The following is a 16,409-nucleotide window of genomic DNA, read 5'->3' on the forward strand; positions in this document are numbered from 1 at the left end:
GAACACATGCAGCCCATCGGCGCCGCTCAAGGTGGTGGCACCGAGATCGGACAGCACGAACCATTGCGTGGTCGATGTCTCGTCATATTTGTCCGCCCCCGGCAGATCGGCGGTCAGCGCGTAAAGCCCGGTCGGCAGCGCCGCCACCACCTCGCCCAGCGGCAGCCGCGTGGTCATATTGGTGTTGAGCTCATTGCCGACCGCCCCGGTGCCTGTCCAGACGGTCTCGGCGATCTCGTTGCCAAAGGTTTCGAACTGCCAATAGGACAGGGGCCGCCCGAAATAGCCGTCCTGCAGGCTGCGCAACAGGTTGCGGTCGCTGACCCGCTGCAGGGTGAGCTGCACCTCGCCGAGGTTGACGGTCTCGATCGGCAGGCCGGCATCGGCGGTGCGCGGCAGCACATAGGCGCGTCCGGGAAAGCTGACCGCCGGGCTGCGGTCGCGCACATAAAGCGTCAGTTCCGTGTCGCGCGACAGGGTCTCGCCGCTGGCGGCCGGCAGGCCCTTGCGGAAGGTGACCGTGTAGCGCGCGCCATGGGCCAGGCCCTCGATGCAGATGCGGCGGTCATCCGCCTGCACCGCCAGCCGCTGATCGGGCAGTTTCACATAGGTGGCATAATCGACCCCGGCCTTGACCAGATCTTCGTTGAACTTGGCGCAGATGCGCGGCTCGGCGAGGTTGTTTTCCACCTCGTGTTCTTCGATGCGAAAGCCCCATTTGGCCACCGCGTCGTCAAGCGCCGCAAGCACATCGTCGCGCGGCTGGATCGCGGCGGCAAGGCGCAGCGCGCTGAGGGCGCGGCGTCCGGCATCGTCGGCGATCAGCAACTCGGAAAGGGTCATCAGGGTCGAAACCCGCTGCGGATCATTCAGGCTGCGCAGATAGGCATTGAGCGTGGCGCGGAAGGCGCGGGTGTCATGGGTGCTTCTGTCGTTGCCGCCCTCGAGGGCAAGCGTGCGGTTCAGCCGGGCATATTCCAGCCAGAGATCGCTGCGGTCGGCCTTGCCGATGGCGGCGCCGGTCCAGCGCATGGCATTGAGCGTATCGCCGTCACTCAGCCGCGATTGTGCGGCGTCCAGCATGTCCTGCAGGCTCCAGGGGCCACCCGCATGCAGGCTGCCGATTGTCTCGGCCTGTTCGCGGGCCTGGGTCAGCTGGTATCGGGGAATGAAATCCAGCTCGGCGGCGCGGGCCTCGGCACTGCGCAGGGCACGCGGATCGGCGGTAAAGACTTCACCTGACAGCGCCCCTTCATATGGCTGTGTGTCCGAGATGGCGCTTTTGGGGAAACAGGCGTTGGAACGCTTGTTGAAGGTAAAGGCCTGACATTGGCTGTCGTTGAGACAGGCGTTGCGGCAGGCCTCGTAACTGGTGTCGAAAATGTTGGTCAGGTCCGAGCCATAGAAATCCACATCCCGGCTGACGACGATCCGGCGCTCAGGGATCAGTGAGTCCTGTGCCAATGCGGCGTGGGCGGCAAACAGCCCGACCATTGCGGCGATCATCCAACGCATACCTAAACTCCCCTTCTCAAATCGGGGGTATGGTGACACGCGCCTGCCCATCGTGGCAACGCCGGATCAGGGCAGGGCCGATCCGGCAGGCCGAACCTAGGAGGTGGCCTCGGGGTAATCGCGCAGGAAGACCATGCGGTCGCCCTCGGACATGTCGGGCTGATAGGCATAGCCGCCAAGGTCGAAATCCTTCAGGCTTTCGGGGTCGGCGAGCCGGTTCTGGATGATGAACCGGGCCATCGAGCCGCGCGCCTTCTTGGCGAAAAAGCTGACGATCTTGGGGCTGCCGCCCTTGTTTTCCATGAACACCGGGGTGATGACCCGCAGTTTCAGCGCCTTGGGGTCCACGGCGCCGAAATATTCCTGAGAGGCGCAGTTGACCAGCGTGTCGGTGCCGATCTCTTCGGCCTGGGCGTTCAGCGCGCGGGCAATGCTGTCGCGCCAGAACTCGTAGAGGTTCTTGCCGCGCCGGGTCTTCAGCCGGCTGCCCATTTCCAGCCGGTGCGGCTGAATCGCGTCGCGCGGCCGCAGGGCGCCGTAAAGGCCGGAGAGAATGCGCAGATGCTCTTGCGCCCAGTCCAGCTCTTCGGGGTCCAGCGAGGCGGCCTCGAGCCCGACATAGGTGTCGCCGGCATAGGCATGGATGGCGGGGCGGGTGGCATAGGCGTCCGGCTCGGCCTCGTAGGCCCGGTACCGGTCGCGGTTCAGCCTGGCGAGATCGGGGCTGAGCGCCATCAGCTTCTGCAGCTCGCCAAGGGTCAGGTTGCGCGCCGTTCTGGCAAGGCGCAGCGCCTCGGCTTCGAACATGGGGCGCGTGGTTTCGCTTGCGACCGGGCCCCAGTCGAGGCGTTTGGCGGGTGATAGGACAATCAGCATCTTTGCGCGCTCCTGTGGGGTCGGGGGTCAGCCTGCGTCGCGTAGCACGTCGAGAAAGGCGCTGGCAAAGCGTTCGGCGCGCTTTTCGCCCAAAAGACGGGCCATGGCGGGCGCGTCCTCGGGGCGGGTGCTGGCCACTTTGGCCAGAAGCGAGGCTGAGCAGCTCATCGGTTTGTCGATCCCCTCGGGGCCGCGCGCCAGATCGGCCTGCACCTCGAGCAGGCGGTCATAAAGCGTGCCGGCATCGCGCCCGGCCAGTTTGCGGCGGCTGGGATGCAGCGCGGCGGCCTCGCCGTTGATCACCTCAAGGAAAGCATCGCCATAGCTGTCGAGTTTCTTGGCCCCGACCCCGCCAATGCGGGCCATATCGTCAAGGTTGCCGGGGCGGCGCTCGGCCATTTCGATCAGGGTGCGGTCGTTGAAGATGATATAGGCCGGCACCTTGGCCTCTTCCGCCAGCGCCCGGCGCTTGGCCTTGAGGGCGCTGAGCAGCGGCGCATCCTCTTCGCTGACCAACTCCTTGGCGGCGGGGCGGCGATTGGCCTTGCGGATGGTGTCGCGGCGCAGCTCGATGCTGGCCTCGCCCTTGAGGATCGGCAGCGCGGCATCGGTCATGCGCAACCCGCCATGGCGTTCGGGGTCGGGGCGAATGAGGTCATGGCCCATCATCTGGCGGAACACCGCCTGCCATTGGCGCTTGTCATATTCGGTGCCGACGCCAAAGGTCGGCAGGCTGTCATGGCCGCGCTCGCGCACCTTGTCGGTCTCATTGCCCAGAAGAATGTCGATCAGATGGCCGCTGCCGAACCATTCGCCGGTACGCAGCGCCGCCGACAGTGCCTTGCGCACCGCAATGGTGCCGTCAAACACATCCGCCGGGCTGTCGCAGAGATCGCAATTGTTGCAAGTGACCTCGGTCTCGCCAAAATACCCGAGCAGGTTCTTGCGGCGGCAATGCAGCGCCTCGGCCAGCCCCAGAAGCGCATTCAGCCGGGCGTGATCGGCCGAGCGCCGTTCCGGCGGCGCCAGTCCTTCATCAATCTGGCTACGGCGCAGGCGGATGTCGTCGGGGCCGAACAGGGTCAGGGTTTCGGCCGGCGCGCCATCGCGCCCGGCGCGGCCGATCTCCTGGTAATAGGCTTCGATGGATTTGGGCAGATCGGCATGCGCCACCCAGCGGATATCGGGCTTGTCGATGCCCATGCCAAAGGCCACGGTGGCGACCACGATCAGCCCGTCCTCGCGCTGGAACCGGGCCTCGGTGTCGCGGCGGTCCTCGGCCTCCATGCCGCCATGGTAATGCAGCGCCAGGTGCCCGGCCTCGCGCAGGGCGGCGGCCAGCGCCTCGGTCTTGGCGCGGGTGCCGCAATAGACAATGCCTGACTGGCCCTTGCGGGTGGCGGCAAAATCGAGGATCTGCCGGCGCGGCGCGTCCTTGGCGGCAAAGGCCAGATGGATGTTGGGCCGGTCGAAGCCATGCAGAAAGGTGCTGGGCGCCTCGCCGTCGAACAGCCGGGTGACGATTTCCTCGCGGGTCTCGGCATCGGCGGTGGCGGTAAAGGCGGCCAGCGGTACGTCCAGCGCGCGGCGCAATTCGCCGATGCGCAGGTAATCGGGGCGGAAATCATGGCCCCACTGGCTGACGCAATGGGCCTCGTCCACGGCGATCAGGCTGACACCGATGCGCCGCAGCATGCCCAGCGCCGCCCCCGAGGCCAGCCGTTCCGGCGCGATATACAAGAGCTTCAGCCGCCCCTGATCCAGCGCCTCCCAGACCTCGGCGGTTTCTTCTTCGGTATTGCCCGAGGTCAGCGCGCCCGCCGCAACCCCGGCTTCGCGCAGCGCCCGCACCTGATCGCGCATCAGCGCAATCAGCGGAGAAATCACCACCGTCACGCCATCGCGCACCAATGCGGGCAGCTGAAAGCACAGGGATTTGCCGCCGCCCGTGGGCATGATGGCCAGCACGTTTTCGCCCCGCGTCACCGCATCGACGATCTCTTCCTGTCCGGGGCGGAAGCAATCGAATCCGAAAACGTCACGCAGAAACGTGGCAGCGGCACACATGAAAAAATCCGTTGTTTGAGGTCGGTCTGCTCGTCAGGGCCGACATTCCCATACCCGGATTCGCTGAACAAGCCCTTAACAGGGTCTTAAGGGTTCAGAACAGGATCGACGGCAGAATATAGTCGCGCAGCGAGATGATGATGATGAACACCGCCAGCGGCGCAAGGTCCAGCGGGCGGGTGTCGGGCAGGATGCGGCGGATCGGCGTATAGATCGGCTCGAGCAGACGGTTCAGCCCGTACCAGATCTGCGCCACCACCTGCTGGCCGAGGTTGAGCACCTGAAAGCTGATCAGCCAGCTCATGATGATATGGACCAGCATGATGAAGAAGGCGACGTCCAGAATGAGCTTCAACGGTCCATAGATTGCCATCATTGTCGGGTGTCTCCTTGAGGTGTTGCGCCACAGTTAAGCACCGCGGCGGCAAAGGGCAAGAGTGGCGCGAGGTTACGGTTGACCCGGCGTCGGGCGCGTGATGAGCAGGACGCAAAGGAGAACCGCGCATGTACCCTGTCATCCGAATGGTCAAGCAACTGCTGTTGCACCGCAAGGATCCGCCGCTGCCGCTGACCGGCACCCATGTCTCGACCCATCGCTGCTGGCCGTGGGACATCGACCTGTGGATGGAGCTGAACAACGGCCGCACCCTGACCCTGCTGGATCTTGGCCGCATGCCGCTGGCGATGCGGATCGGGCTGATCGGCACCCTGCGCCGCGAGCGCTGGAGCATGACCATGGCCGGGGTCTCGGTGCGTTATCGCCGCCGTATCCGCGCCTTCGACCGGTTCGAGATGCGCAGCCGCGCGGTGTGGTGGGACGACCGGTTTGTCTATCTCGAACAGTCGATGTGGCGCCCGGACGGCGAATGCGCCAACCACGCGCTCTATCGCGCCGCGATCGTCGACGGCGACGGTATCGTCGCGCCGGAACGGGTGATCCGCGCCATGGGCAGGGACAGGGACATGGGCGGAGACATCGACCGCCCCGACCCCCCGGCCTGGATCGCCGCCTGGATCGAATCCGAACGCCAGCGCCCCTGGCCGCCGATGCAGGATTAGCTTGCCTGAGCGGCGCGCCCCTGTCTTAAGTGAAGCAAAAGCGGATCAGGGGGCACGAATGTCTGAAATCTCGGCGCGCAAGCGTATCTGGGGCTGGTGGTTCTTCGACTGGGCCAGCCAACCCTATCACACGCTGTTGGTGACCTTCATCTTCGGCCCGTTCTTTGCCACCGTGGCGACGAAGTATTTCCTTGGGGCGGGGCTGGACGAGCAGGCCGCCAAGGCCAGCGCGCAATCGCTCTGGGCCTGGAACATGGGGCTGGCGGGGCTGATCATCGGCTTTGGCGCGCCGATCATGGGGGCGCTGGCCGATACCCGCGGGCGGCGGATTCCGTGGATCATGGGCTTTTCGGTGATGTATGTGATCGGCGCCGCCGGGCTCTGGTTCATCGCGCTCGACGGCTCGAACCTCTACTGGATGCTGGGGCTGTTCACGCTGGGCTTTGTCGGCGCGGAATATGCGCTGATCTTCATCAATTCGCAATTGCCGGAACTGGGCACCGAGGACGAGGTCGGCGAGATTTCGGGCTCGGGCTTTGCCTTCGGCTATTTCGGCGGCCTGTTGGCGCTGATCATCGTGCTGGTGGTCTTTGCCGAGATGGGCGGCGGCAAGACCATTGCCGGTCTGGCGCCGGGGCTGGGGCTGCTGGACAGCGACCAGATGGAGGGCACCCGCGCCACCGGGCCGCTGACCGCGCTGTGGTACGCGGTGTTCATGATCCCCTATTTCCGCTGGGTGCATGAACCCCTTGTCAACAAGGCGCGGGGCACCGTGTCACAGGCGATGGGGGCGCTGAAGGCCTCGATCGCCAACCTCAAGCACCGCCAGAGCCTTTTGTATTTCCTGATTTCCTCGATGCTCTACCGTGATGCGCTGAACGGGCTTTATGCCTTTGGCGGCATCTACGCCAACCTGGTTCTGGGCTGGTCGGTGCCGCAGATCGGCATCTTTGGCATCGTCGGCGCCACCAGCGCGGTGTTCTTCAGCTGGATCGGCGGCAAGCTGGACAAGCGTTTCGGCCCCAAACCGGTGATTATCGCCGCGATCTGGGTGCTGATCGCGGTTGCGGTCATCATCATCAACATGTCGCGCGAGGCGTTTTTCGGCATGCCGCTGCCCGAAGGCTCGTCGCTGCCCGACAACGTGCTGATGTTCGCCGGCGCCATGTTCGGCGGCATGGGCGGCATCCTTCAGGCCGCAAGCCGCACCCTGATGGTGCGCCACACCGACCCCGCCAGCCCGACCGAAAGCTTCGGCCTTTACGGCCTGTCGGGGCGGGCGACGGCCTTTGTCGCGCCGATCCTGATCGGGGTCGCGACCACGCTCAGCGGGTCGGCAAGACTTGGCGTGTCGCCGGTGATCCTGCTTTTCGTCCTGGGGCTGGTGCTGCTACGCTGGGTCAACGCGAAGGGAGACAGTGAGACATGGGAAGGGGCATCCTGATCCTTGCACTGGTGCTGGCGGCAACCGCCTGCCAGAAGCAGGACACGACCCAGGCGCGGGTCTCGACCAAGCAGAACCTGCCGGCAGAGATGCGCGGGGTCGAGGCGCGCCGCCTGTTCGGCGCCCAGAGCGAGGCGTCGGATCAGGCGCCCGAGCCCTTCGGCTCTTATGCCAAGGGCTGTGTCGCCGGGGCGGTGGAGCTGCCCGAGAGCGGCCCCACCTGGCAGGCCATGCGCCTGTCGCGCAACCGCAACTGGGGCTATCCCGAGACCCTCGACTATATCCGTGATTTGTCGGCCAAGGCGGCGCAGCTACCGGGCTGGGCCGGGCTCTATATCGGGGATATCAGCCAGCCGCGCGGCGGGCCGATGCTGTCGGGGCACCGCAGCCATCAGCTGGGGCTGGATATCGACATCTGGATGCGGCCGCCAAAGCGGCTGGACCTCAGCCCCGCCGAGCGCGAAAGCCTGTCGTCGATCTCGATGCGGCGCGCCAATGGCGCCTATGTCAACGCCAGCTGGACACCGCAGCATCACGCGGTTCTAAAGGCTGCCGCCAGCGACCCGAGGGTGGCGCGGATCTTCGTCTTTCCCGGCGCCAAGGTGCAGATGTGCAACGATGAAAAGGGCGACCGCAGCTGGCTGCGCAAGATCCGGCCATGGTGGGGGCATCACTATCATTTCCACGTCCGGCTGACCTGCCCCAGGGGTGCGCGGGGCTGTGTCGATCAGGCGCCGCCGCCGCCGGGCGACGGCTGCGCGGATGCCGAGAAATGGGTGCATGACATTCTCAACCCGCCGCCGCCGGACCCCAACGCCAAACCGGCAAAACCCCGACGCGAACTTGAAATGGCGGACCTGCCCGAACAATGCGTAAACATCTTGCAGTCTCGATAGCGGCGCTGGGCCTCGGCCTTGTCTGGACCCAGCCGCAGTCTGCCGCCGGTCCGACCCGCGCGCGGCTGGTCTCGGTCACCGAATGGCGCATCGCTCAGCCCTGGTTCGGCGGGTTTTCCGGGATCGAGGTGTCGGAGGACGGCACCGGCTTTATCGCCGTGTCGGACCGCAGCCGGGTGGTGCGGGGCCGTCTTGAACGCCAGCGCGGCAAGGTCGTCGAGGTGGTGCTGTCGCAAGAAAGCGCCCTGCATGACCGGCAGGGCCGGCACTTTGCCAAGGAGAACGGCGATTCCGAGGGGCTGGCCGATCTCGGCGGAGGCGGGTTCCTGATTTCCTTCGAAGGCGCCGATCGGGTCGAGCGCTATGCCGATCTGGCCTCGCGCGGACAGCCCCTGCCCACCAGCCCGGCCTTTGCCCGGATGCAAAAGAACGGTGCCTTCGAGGCGCTGGCCGTCGACCATCGCGGGGTGGTTTATGCGCTGCCCGAACGGGCCGTGGGTGACCCCGAAAAGGCGCTGGTCTACACGTTTTCGAACGGCCACTGGCACCAAAGCGCCGACATCCCGCGCCATCGCAAGTTTCACCCCGTGGGCGCCGATTTCGGGCCCGATGGCCGCTTTTACCTGCTCGAACGCCATTTCACCGGCTGGTCCTTCCGCAGCCGGGTGCGCCGCTTCGAGTTGCGGGGCGGCACTTTCGTCAACGAAACCGAACTGCTGCGCAGCATCCCCGGGGTGCATGACAACCTCGAAGGGCTGTCGGTGTGGCGCGACCCGCAGGGACAGATCCGGCTGACGATGATTTCGGACGACAATTTCCGGCTCGTGCAGGGTACCGAGATCGTCGAATATGTGGTGCGCGACGCCCCCTGAGCGGTCGATCCGGGGGTCAGGACGCCCAAAATCTGGCTAGAAAACCAATAGCTGGCGCTACTGTCTCTTGTGTTCTCCCGCATCATCGTGGGGAAATTGGTATCAGGACCACATGATTTTGTTTGACTTATCCACAGGCTGTGGCAACCTATAGATACGCGAAACAATCTGAAAGGAGGTGCCCATTGTCTAGAGAAGCTATGGAGAACGGTGTCGGAACAGTTCGGAAGGAGACTGGCTGAGGCAGCCCTTGGCTGATTTGAAATCCGAATTGGTGTGGACCTAACCGGCGCACCTCCTACAATCTCGAAGGGCTGTTCCCGCGCGTGGAACGGCCCTTTTCGATGGTCTGGACCTGACCCTGCCAGACCTGACGGAAACCGGGTCACAAGGGAAAGACCTGCGGCAATGCTCGTCATCAACGATCAGATCAGCCTTCAGGATTGGGAACTGACCGAGCAGTTCATGCGCGCCTCGGGGCCCGGCGGGCAGAACGTCAACAAGGTGGCGACGGCGGTCGAGCTGCGCTTCGAGGCGGCGCGCTCGCCTTCGCTGGAGGGGCCGGTCAAGACCCGGCTGAAACGGCTGGCCGGGCGACGCTGGACCAAGGACGGCGCGGTGGTTCTGCAATGCGACGAAACCCGGTCGCAGATACGCAACCGCGAGATCGTGCGCCAGCGGCTGGTCGAGCTGATCCAGAAGGCGCTGATCGCGCCCAAGCGGCGGGTCAAAACCAAACCGACCTATGGCTCGCAGCAGCGCCGCCTCAAGGCCAAGAAGGTGCGCGGCGAGGTCAAGGCCCTGCGTGGCCGCCCCGGCGCCGAAGACTAAACGGCTTGCTCTTGAGCAAAGCCGGGGGCAGGGTGGTCCGAAAACGGACCGAAGACACGATGACGACCACGCAATCGGAGCACCGGCACGCGCCTACCCGCTTTGTGATCCTGCTGACCCCCGGCTATTGGGCGATGACCTTTGCCATGGCGGTGGAGACCCTGAGGGTGGCGAACCGGATGGCCGGGGAAGAAATCTTCGAAACCGTGGTCTGTGCCGAAGACGGGGTGGCGGTGCGGGATTCGCTCGGGGCCGAGTTCCCGATCGACCACGGGTTGGAAGAGGTCGGGCGCGACGACACCATCGTGATCTGCACCGGCGCCGAGCTTCAGAAAGCCTGCACCCCGGCGGTGCTGCAATGGCTGCGACGGGGGGCGCGGCAGGGCGCCGCGCTGGCCGGGCTCACGACCGGCGCGTGGGTCATGGCCGAGGCCGGGCTTCTGGACGGGATGCGCGCCACGCTGCACTGGGAACACCGCAGCAGTTTCGCCGAACGCTTTCCCGAGGTCGAGCTTTCGGAATATACCTATGTCCTTGGCAACCGCCGCTATTCGACAGCGGGCGGCACCTCGGTCATCGACCTGATGCTGCACCTGGTTTCCGAGCTCGAGGGCCCCGAGCTGGCCAACCTTGTGGTCGACCAGCTGATGTATACCAACATCCGGGTGTTGCAGCACTCGGCGCGGGTGCAGGTGGCCGAACGCATCGGCATGCGCCACCCCAAGCTGGCCGAAATCCTGGCGCTGATGGAAACCAATCTCGAGGAACCCCTGCGCCCGGGAGACCTGGCCGCGACGGTCAATATCTCGACCCGACAGCTCGAGCGGCTGTTCCGGCGCTACCTGAGCTCGACGCCCAAGAAATATTACACCGATCTCAGGTTGCAGCGGGCGCAACACCTGTTGTTGCAGACCAACCTCAGCGTCACCGAGGTGGCGATGGCCAGCGGCTTCAACGCGGCCTCGCATTTCTCGCGCCTGTTCCGGCAACGCTATGGCATGTCTCCGCACAAGCTGCGCGGCGAAGCCCACGAGGGCTGAGCCCGGCTCACTCCGGCGACAGCCATTGCAACTTGGGCGAGACGGCGCAACAAAGGGCGGTGAATGCAATGCGGCCCGTGGCGGGCCGGATCGGGAACAGGGGATGTTTCATGTCGGCCATGGACAGGCGCGCGCGGCTCTTGGGGCCGTATATGACCACCTTTTATCGCCAGCCGGTGCATGTGGCGCGCGGTGAGGGGGTTTGGCTCTGGGATCGCGACGGGCGGCGCTATCTCGACTGCTACAACAACGTGCCGCATGTCGGCCATTGCCACCCGCGGGTGGTCGAGGCGATCGCGTCACAGGCGGCGACGCTGAACACCCACACGCGCTATGTGCATGATCTCATTCTCGATTACGGCGAGGCGCTGACCGCGAAATTCGCCGCCGAGCTGGAAAGTATGGTGATGGTCTGTTCGGGATCCGAGGCCAATGACGTGGCGCTGCGCATGGCCCAGGCGATGACCGGCAAGACCGGCATTATCGGCACCGACAACACCTATCACGGCAACACGGCGGCGGTGTCGCAGCTCAACGCGTCGAAGGTGCCGGTGGGCGGCTATCTGCCCCATGTGCGCCGGGTGGCTGCGCCGGACAACCTGATGCCGGTCGGCGGCGACCGCGCGACCCAGGCCAAGGCCTTTGCCGAAGGGGTGGCGCGGGCGGTGGCCGAGCTCGAGGCCAGCGGCCACGGGGTATCGGCGCTGATCGTCTGCCCCTATTTCGCCAACGAGGGGTTTCCGACGCTGGAGCGCGGTTTCCTCGACCCGGCGATCGAGATCGTGCGCCGGGCCGGCGGGCTGGTCATCGCCGACGAGGTGCAGCCCGGCTTTGGCCGCATCGGCAGCCATTGGTGGGGGCATCAGCGGCTGGGCTTTGCCCCCGATATCGTCACCCTGGGCAAGCCGATGGGCAATGGCCATCCGGTGGCTGCGGTGGTCACGCGGCACGAGATTCTGACCCGCTTTCAGGAGGCGTTCAAATATTTCAACACCTTCGGCGGCAATCCGGTCAGCGCCGCCGCGGCGATGGCGGTGCTGCAAGTGATCGAGGACGAGGCGCTGGTGGAGAATGCACGCGACACCGGGGCCTATGCGCTGGGGCTGCTTGAGGAACTGGCGGCGCGCCACGATGTGATTGCAGATGTGCGCGGCGCCGGGCTGTTCCTTGGGGCCGAACTGTGGCGTGATGGCAAGCCGGCGACCGCGCTTTGCGCGGCGCTGGTCGACGAGATGCGCGATCGCGGGGTGCTGCTGCATTCGGTCGGGCGCCATTCGAACACGGTGAAGCTGCGTCCGCCCTGTGTCTTCGGCCGCGACAATGCCGACATGCTGGCCGAGGTCATGGATGCGGCGCTGGGGGCGGTGGCGTGAAGGATTCGCAAGCCCTTCATCATGCGCTAATGGCGATGCGGCACTGGGGGGTCGAGGATCAGCCGAGGCTGATCAAGAACCGCGAGAACGCGGTCTTTGAAACCCGTGCGCCCGACGGTAGGCGGGCGGCGCTGCGCCTGCATCGCCCCGGCTATCAGAGCGACGCCTCGATCCGCTCGGAACTGTGGTGGGCCGAGGCGCTGGTGGCGGCGGGCATGTCGGTGCCGGTGCCGGTGCGCACGGTCTCGGGCGAGGTTCTGGCCGCTGTCCCCGAGGCGGGGCGGATGGCCTCTTTGGTGACATGGGTCGATGGCGCCCCGATGGGCGAAGGCGACGTGCCGCTGGCCGGGACGCCTGCGCAGCAGGAGGCAGTGCATGCCGCCTTGGGCGCGGAACTGGCGCGGCTGCATCTGGCGAGTGATGCGGCCGATCTGCCCGAAGGCTTTGAACGTCCGGTTCTGGACATCGAGGCGCTGCTCGGGGACAGCCCGGCATGGGGGCGTTTCTGGGAGAACCCGTCTTTGAGCGGCCCCGAAATCGAGGTATTGCAGGTCGCGCGCGCAGGTTTGGTAGAGGTTTTGAAGGCCATGACAGCGGCCGATTTCGGCCTGATCCACGCCGATGCGCTGCGCGAAAACGTCATGGTCGCCGACGGGCAGGTGACGCTGATCGACTTTGACGACGGGGTCTTCGGCTATCGCATGTACGAACTCGGTGTCGCCATGTCGCAGAACTGGGACCAGCCCAACCGCAGGGCGCTGGGCGCGGCCCTGTTGCGGGGCTATGGGCAGCTGCGGGCCTTGCCCGGCAATGCCGAGGCGCTGCTCGAGGCCTTTACCGTGATGCGCGGGCTGGCCAGCTGCGGCTGGGTGATCGGCCGCTATGCGCCCGAGGATCCGGTGGTGCGCGCCTATGCGGAACGGGCCCTTGGCATGGCGCGGCAATGGATGGCACCGGCTGAATAGCCTCTAGACGATGACCTCGATCTTTTCCTGTTTGCCGACGCCGAACACCCGTTTGTAACGCGCGATCTCCTCGGCCGGGCCCATCGCCTTGTTGGGGTTGTCCGACAGTTTCACCGTCGGGCTGCCATTGGCCGACAGCGCCTTGCAGACCAGCGAAAACGGCGCCAGCGCCTCGTGATCGGTGAGGCCGCGGAAGTCATTGGTCAGGAGCGTCCCCCAGCCGAAGGAAACCTTGCATCGCCCGGCGAACTGCCGGTGCAGGTCGATGATCCGGTCGGCATCGAGCCCGTCTGAGAAGATCACCAGTTTCTCGCGCGGATCCTCGCCGCGCGCCTGCCACCAGCGAATCGCGGCCTCGGCCCCGGCCACGGGGTCGCCGGAATCGATGCGGATACCGGTCCAGCCCGCCAGCCAGTCGGGGGCGCGGGCAAGAAAGCCCTCGGTGCCATAGGTGTCGGGCAGGATGATGCGCAGGTTGCCCTCGTGTTCCTCGTGCCAGTCGGCCAGCACCTGATAGGGCGCCTGCGCCAGTTCTTCGTCGTCGCGGGCCAGGGCGCTGTAGACCATGGGCAGTTCGTGGGCATTGGTGCCGATCGCCTCGAGGTCGCGTTTCATCGCGATCAGGCAGTTGGAGGTGCCGACGAACTGGCTGCCCAGCCCCTCGGTCATCGCCTGCACGCACCAGTCCTGCCAGAGATAGGAATGGCGCCGCCGGGTGCCGAAATCGGCGATCCGCAGCCCGGGCACGTTGCGCAGCGCCTCGATCTTTTCCCAGAGCTTGGTCATGGCGCGGGCATAGAGCACCTGCAGCTCGAACCGGCGCATGTCGTGCAGCACCGCCCGCCCGCGCAGCTCCATCATCACCGCCAGGGCCGGGATCTCCCACAGCATCACCTCGTGCCACTTGCCTTCGAAGGTCAGCTCGAATTGGCCGTCGCGCTTTTCAAGGTGGTAGTCGGGCAGGCGCATGCCTTCGAACCATTCCATGAAATCCGAACGGAACATCTGGCGTTTGCCGTAAAAGGTGTTGCCGCGCAGGAAGGTGCTTTCGCCACGCGACAGCGACAGCGAGCGGATATGGTCGAGCTGCTCGCGCAATTCGCCCTCGTCGATCAGCTCGGCCAGCCGGATCGAGGTGCTGCGGTTGATGAGGCTGAAGGTGACGGTGGCGTCGGGCTTGTTGCGAAACACCGACTGGCACATCAGCAATTTGTAGAAATCGTTGTCGATCAGCGAACGCACAATGGGGTCGATCTTCCATTTGTGGTTCCAGACGCGGGTGGCAATATCGACCATGAACGGGCCCCTTGGAACGGATATGCCTTTGATAGCCAAGATTTCCGAAGCGGCACAAGCCCCTAGGCCGAGCGTCGCGCGGCGGCGCCGAGGCTGGCCAGCTCGTTCAGCAGGCGCTGTTTGCGCACCGGCTTGGACAGAAAGGCGTCCATCCCCGCTGCCAGGCAGGCGGCGCGGTCGCTGGCATAGGCATTGGCGGTGAGCGCCACGATATGGGGCTGCGGCATCGGTGCGCGGCGGATCTGGCGGGTCGCCTCGATCCCGTCCATCTCGGGCATCGCCATGTCCATCAGGATGATGTCGGGGTTGTGGCGGCGGGCCTTGTCGACCGCCACCCTGCCGTTCTCGGCCTCGATGATCTCGAGCGGCAGGTCCTTGAGGTACTTGCGGATCAGCAGCCGGTTGGTGCGGTTGTCCTCGGCCAGAAGAACGGTGAGACCGGCGAGGGCCTGCGGATCAAAGGCGCTTTCGGCCCCCGCCGGCGCGCCGGGCGCGGCCTGGTCCCGCTCGAGGCAAAGCGTGATGCGAAAACACGAGCCCGCGCCGGGGCGTGAGCTGACCGTGATGTCGCCGCCCATGCTGCGCGCCAGCAGGCGCGAGATCGCCAGCCCCAGCCCGGTGCCGCCAAAGCGCCGGGTGGTGGCGGCGTCGGCCTGCGAGAACTGGTCGAAGATCGAGTCGCGGCGATCCTGCGGAATGCCGATGCCGGTATCCTGCACCGCGATCTGGAGCCGGCAGCGCCCGCCGTCGTCTTGGCTGCGGGCGATCACCGACACCCCGCCCTTTTCGGTGAACTTCACCGCGTTGCCGATGATGTTCACCAGTACCTGGCGAACCCGCGTGTCATCGCCGCTGAGCCGGGCCGGAAACCGGCCCTCGACGCGCCAGTCGAGGGTGATCCCCTTGGCGCGGGCCTGGGGGCGCAGCAGGGTCACGACCCCCTCGATACAGGCGCCGGGGTCGAAGGGCACCGGGTTGAGGCTCATGCGGCCGGCATCGAGTTTCGAAAAGTCGAGAATGTCGTTGATGATGACCAGCAGCGATTCGGCCGAGTCGCGGATGGTGTCGACATAGAGCCGGCATTCCGAGGATAGTTTCTCTTCGCCGAGCAGGTCGGCCATGCCGAGGATACCGTTCATCGGGGTGCGAATCTCGTGGCTCATGGTGGCCAGAAAACGCGATTTCGCCCGCGCGCCCTGTTCGGCGGCCTGCTTGGCCCGCGCCAGTTCGACCTCGTGGGCCTTGGCGGCGGTGATGTCCCGTTCGATCGCGATCACCATGTCCATGCCGCCCTGATCGTTGAACACCGGAGCGAGGTTGGTTTCCATCCAGATCTTGCGCCCGTCCTTGGTGTAATTCAGAATCTCGGCCCGGTGCGGCCGCTGGGCCATGATCGCGCGGGCGATGCCGTGGCTCGTCGCCTCGCATGTCTCGGGACCATTGAGCAAGTCGGCCGGGCGGCGGCCCACGGCTTCTTCGGTGCTGTAGCCGGTGATCCGGGTAAAGGCGTCATTGGTCCACAGGATCTTGCCGGTCGGATCGGACATGATGACACTGTCGCTGGCGCCCCTGGCGACCAGGGCGAGATTTCGGGTCTCGCGTTCCTGTTCGCGCAGCGAGGTGTTGGCCCGGGCCAGTTCGTGGCCCTGCAGCAACAGGTCGCGGCTGTTCCTTGCCTCGCGGCGCTGGCCGATGACCACGTATTGGATGAAGATGACCACCATATAGCCCATCATCAGCCCGCCGAGGAGATTGTAGAAGAACCCCGTCGTCAGCCCCTGCTGGCCGATCAGGTGCCAGGCGAACAGTGAACAGACCGTGGCCGCATAGACGATCAGCCGCGCCAGGGCGGCACCGCGATGGTAGGGCAGGACGATTCCGGCATTGATCGAGGCGCCGGTGAGATAGGCGAGGCAGAAGAACATGCCCGATTCGCCTGGCGCGGTGACCCAGGCCAGGGCGACGCAGAAAGCGATCGTCGCCGCCTGGAAGGCGGCCGACAGCGTTGCCCGGCGCGACAGCTGCGCGAATAGCCCGGGATCGTGGCGAAGTCGCCGCGGCATGGGGCGCAGCAGCAGGCAGTCGATGAATTCACCGAACAGCGCCACCGCGACGGCGAACAGGCCGACGGCGGGCGAGACCAGCGCCACCAGCGCCGCGGCGCCGGTCAGGGTC

14 protein-coding genes are annotated in these 16,409 nt (G+C 65.7%); 8 read left to right on the plus strand and 6 right to left on the minus strand.

Annotated features, from left to right (window positions below):
* The 4 genes from ABZD10_RS05590 to ABZD10_RS05605 all read right to left on the minus strand — a co-directional run.
* Nucleotides 1-1,515, minus strand: a 1,515-nt coding sequence (locus tag ABZD10_RS05590; RefSeq protein ID WP_372885156.1) for a PAN domain-containing protein, incomplete at its 3' end; no start/stop codon positions are given.
* A 96-nt stretch (nucleotides 1,516-1,611) separates the two neighbouring features.
* Nucleotides 1,612-2,391: a peroxide stress protein YaaA gene (gene yaaA, locus ABZD10_RS05595; protein WP_372885157.1), complete on the minus strand. Its 780-nt coding sequence runs from the start codon at nucleotides 2,389-2,391 to the stop codon at nucleotides 1,612-1,614.
* A gap of 27 nt (nucleotides 2,392-2,418) precedes the next feature.
* The gene (gene recQ, locus ABZD10_RS05600) at nucleotides 2,419-4,458 is read right to left on the minus strand and encodes a DNA helicase RecQ (protein WP_372885158.1); all 2,040 of its coding nucleotides are present in this window, start codon (nucleotides 4,456-4,458) and stop codon (nucleotides 2,419-2,421) included.
* 94 nt (nucleotides 4,459-4,552) lie between these two features.
* Entirely contained in the window at nucleotides 4,553-4,834 is a 282-nt protein-coding gene (locus ABZD10_RS05605) for a YggT family protein (RefSeq protein ID WP_372885159.1), read from the minus strand.
* A gap of 128 nt (nucleotides 4,835-4,962) precedes the next feature.
* Here ABZD10_RS05605 and ABZD10_RS05610 point away from each other — a divergent pair, with 128 nt between their 5' ends.
* The 8 genes from ABZD10_RS05610 to ABZD10_RS05645 all read left to right on the plus strand — a co-directional run bounded on the left by ABZD10_RS05610 (nucleotide 4,963) and on the right by ABZD10_RS05645 (nucleotide 12,938).
* A complete protein-coding gene (locus ABZD10_RS05610; protein WP_372885160.1) occupies nucleotides 4,963-5,517 on the plus strand; it encodes an acyl-CoA thioesterase in 555 nt (184 codons plus the stop codon).
* A gap of 1 nt (nucleotide 5,518) precedes the next feature.
* Nucleotides 5,519-6,961: an MFS transporter gene (locus ABZD10_RS05615; protein ID WP_372885161.1), complete on the plus strand. Its 1,443-nt coding sequence runs from the start codon at nucleotides 5,519-5,521 to the stop codon at nucleotides 6,959-6,961.
* 89 nt (nucleotides 6,962-7,050) lie between these two features.
* The gene (gene mepA, locus ABZD10_RS05620; RefSeq protein WP_372885169.1) at nucleotides 7,051-7,857 is read left to right on the plus strand and encodes a penicillin-insensitive murein endopeptidase; all 807 of its coding nucleotides are present in this window, start codon (nucleotides 7,051-7,053) and stop codon (nucleotides 7,855-7,857) included.
* Nucleotides 7,830-8,729 carry an esterase-like activity of phytase family protein gene (locus ABZD10_RS05625; protein WP_372885162.1) on the plus strand — a complete coding sequence of 300 codons (900 nt, stop codon included), beginning with the start codon at nucleotides 7,830-7,832 and terminating at the stop codon, nucleotides 8,727-8,729. Before mepA ends, ABZD10_RS05625 begins: the two co-directional genes overlap by 28 nt.
* Nucleotides 8,730-9,137: 408 nt before the next feature.
* The gene (gene arfB, locus ABZD10_RS05630) at nucleotides 9,138-9,560 is read left to right on the plus strand and encodes an alternative ribosome rescue aminoacyl-tRNA hydrolase ArfB (RefSeq protein ID WP_372885163.1); all 423 of its coding nucleotides are present in this window, start codon (nucleotides 9,138-9,140) and stop codon (nucleotides 9,558-9,560) included.
* 59 nt (nucleotides 9,561-9,619) lie between these two features.
* Nucleotides 9,620-10,600 carry a GlxA family transcriptional regulator gene (locus ABZD10_RS05635; RefSeq protein ID WP_372885164.1) on the plus strand — a complete coding sequence of 327 codons (981 nt, stop codon included), beginning with the start codon at nucleotides 9,620-9,622 and terminating at the stop codon, nucleotides 10,598-10,600.
* A gap of 152 nt (nucleotides 10,601-10,752) precedes the next feature.
* Nucleotides 10,753-11,973, plus strand: coding sequence for an aspartate aminotransferase family protein (locus ABZD10_RS05640; RefSeq protein ID WP_372885165.1), 1,221 nt, complete (start codon nucleotides 10,753-10,755; stop codon nucleotides 11,971-11,973).
* Complete coding sequence (locus ABZD10_RS05645; protein ID WP_372885166.1) at nucleotides 11,970-12,938, plus strand: phosphotransferase enzyme family protein; 969 nt, start codon at nucleotides 11,970-11,972, stop codon at nucleotides 12,936-12,938. The genes ABZD10_RS05640 and ABZD10_RS05645 overlap by 4 nt, the downstream gene beginning before the upstream one ends.
* A gap of 3 nt (nucleotides 12,939-12,941) precedes the next feature.
* Here the strand turns inward: ABZD10_RS05645 and pncB are convergent, their stop codons facing one another.
* On the minus strand, nucleotides 12,942-14,234 hold the full coding sequence (gene pncB / locus ABZD10_RS05650; protein ID WP_372885167.1) for a nicotinate phosphoribosyltransferase: 1,293 nt from the start codon (nucleotides 14,232-14,234) through the stop codon (nucleotides 12,942-12,944).
* A gap of 62 nt (nucleotides 14,235-14,296) precedes the next feature.
* Nucleotides 14,297-16,409 (minus strand): ATP-binding protein (locus ABZD10_RS05655; protein ID WP_372885168.1); only part of this gene is annotated, 2,113 nt, incomplete at its 5' end.

The organism is Shimia sp., from assembly GCF_041624275.1.
Lineage (GTDB): Bacteria > Pseudomonadota > Alphaproteobacteria > Rhodobacterales > Rhodobacteraceae > Shimia.

What these genes read in the sequence shown, in the direction of transcription:
- ABZD10_RS05610 (WP_372885160.1), top strand. Translation starts at nt 4,963, where the DNA reads ATGTACCCTGTCATCCGAATGGTCAAGCAACTGCTGTTGCACCGCAAG.
- pncB (WP_372885167.1), bottom strand. Translation starts at nt 14,234, where the DNA reads ATGGTCGATATTGCCACCCGCGTCTGGAACCACAAATGGAAGATCGAC.
- recQ (WP_372885158.1), bottom strand. Translation starts at nt 4,458, where the DNA reads ATGTGTGCCGCTGCCACGTTTCTGCGTGACGTTTTCGGATTCGATTGC.
- ABZD10_RS05605 (WP_372885159.1), bottom strand. Translation starts at nt 4,834, where the DNA reads ATGATGGCAATCTATGGACCGTTGAAGCTCATTCTGGACGTCGCCTTC.
- ABZD10_RS05635 (WP_372885164.1), top strand. Translation starts at nt 9,620, where the DNA reads ATGACGACCACGCAATCGGAGCACCGGCACGCGCCTACCCGCTTTGTG.
- yaaA (WP_372885157.1), bottom strand. Translation starts at nt 2,391, where the DNA reads ATGCTGATTGTCCTATCACCCGCCAAACGCCTCGACTGGGGCCCGGTC.
- mepA (WP_372885169.1), top strand. Translation starts at nt 7,051, where the DNA reads ATGCGCGGGGTCGAGGCGCGCCGCCTGTTCGGCGCCCAGAGCGAGGCG.
- arfB (WP_372885163.1), top strand. Translation starts at nt 9,138, where the DNA reads ATGCTCGTCATCAACGATCAGATCAGCCTTCAGGATTGGGAACTGACC.
- ABZD10_RS05625 (WP_372885162.1), top strand. Translation starts at nt 7,830, where the DNA reads ATGCGTAAACATCTTGCAGTCTCGATAGCGGCGCTGGGCCTCGGCCTT.
- ABZD10_RS05640 (WP_372885165.1), top strand. Translation starts at nt 10,753, where the DNA reads ATGACCACCTTTTATCGCCAGCCGGTGCATGTGGCGCGCGGTGAGGGG.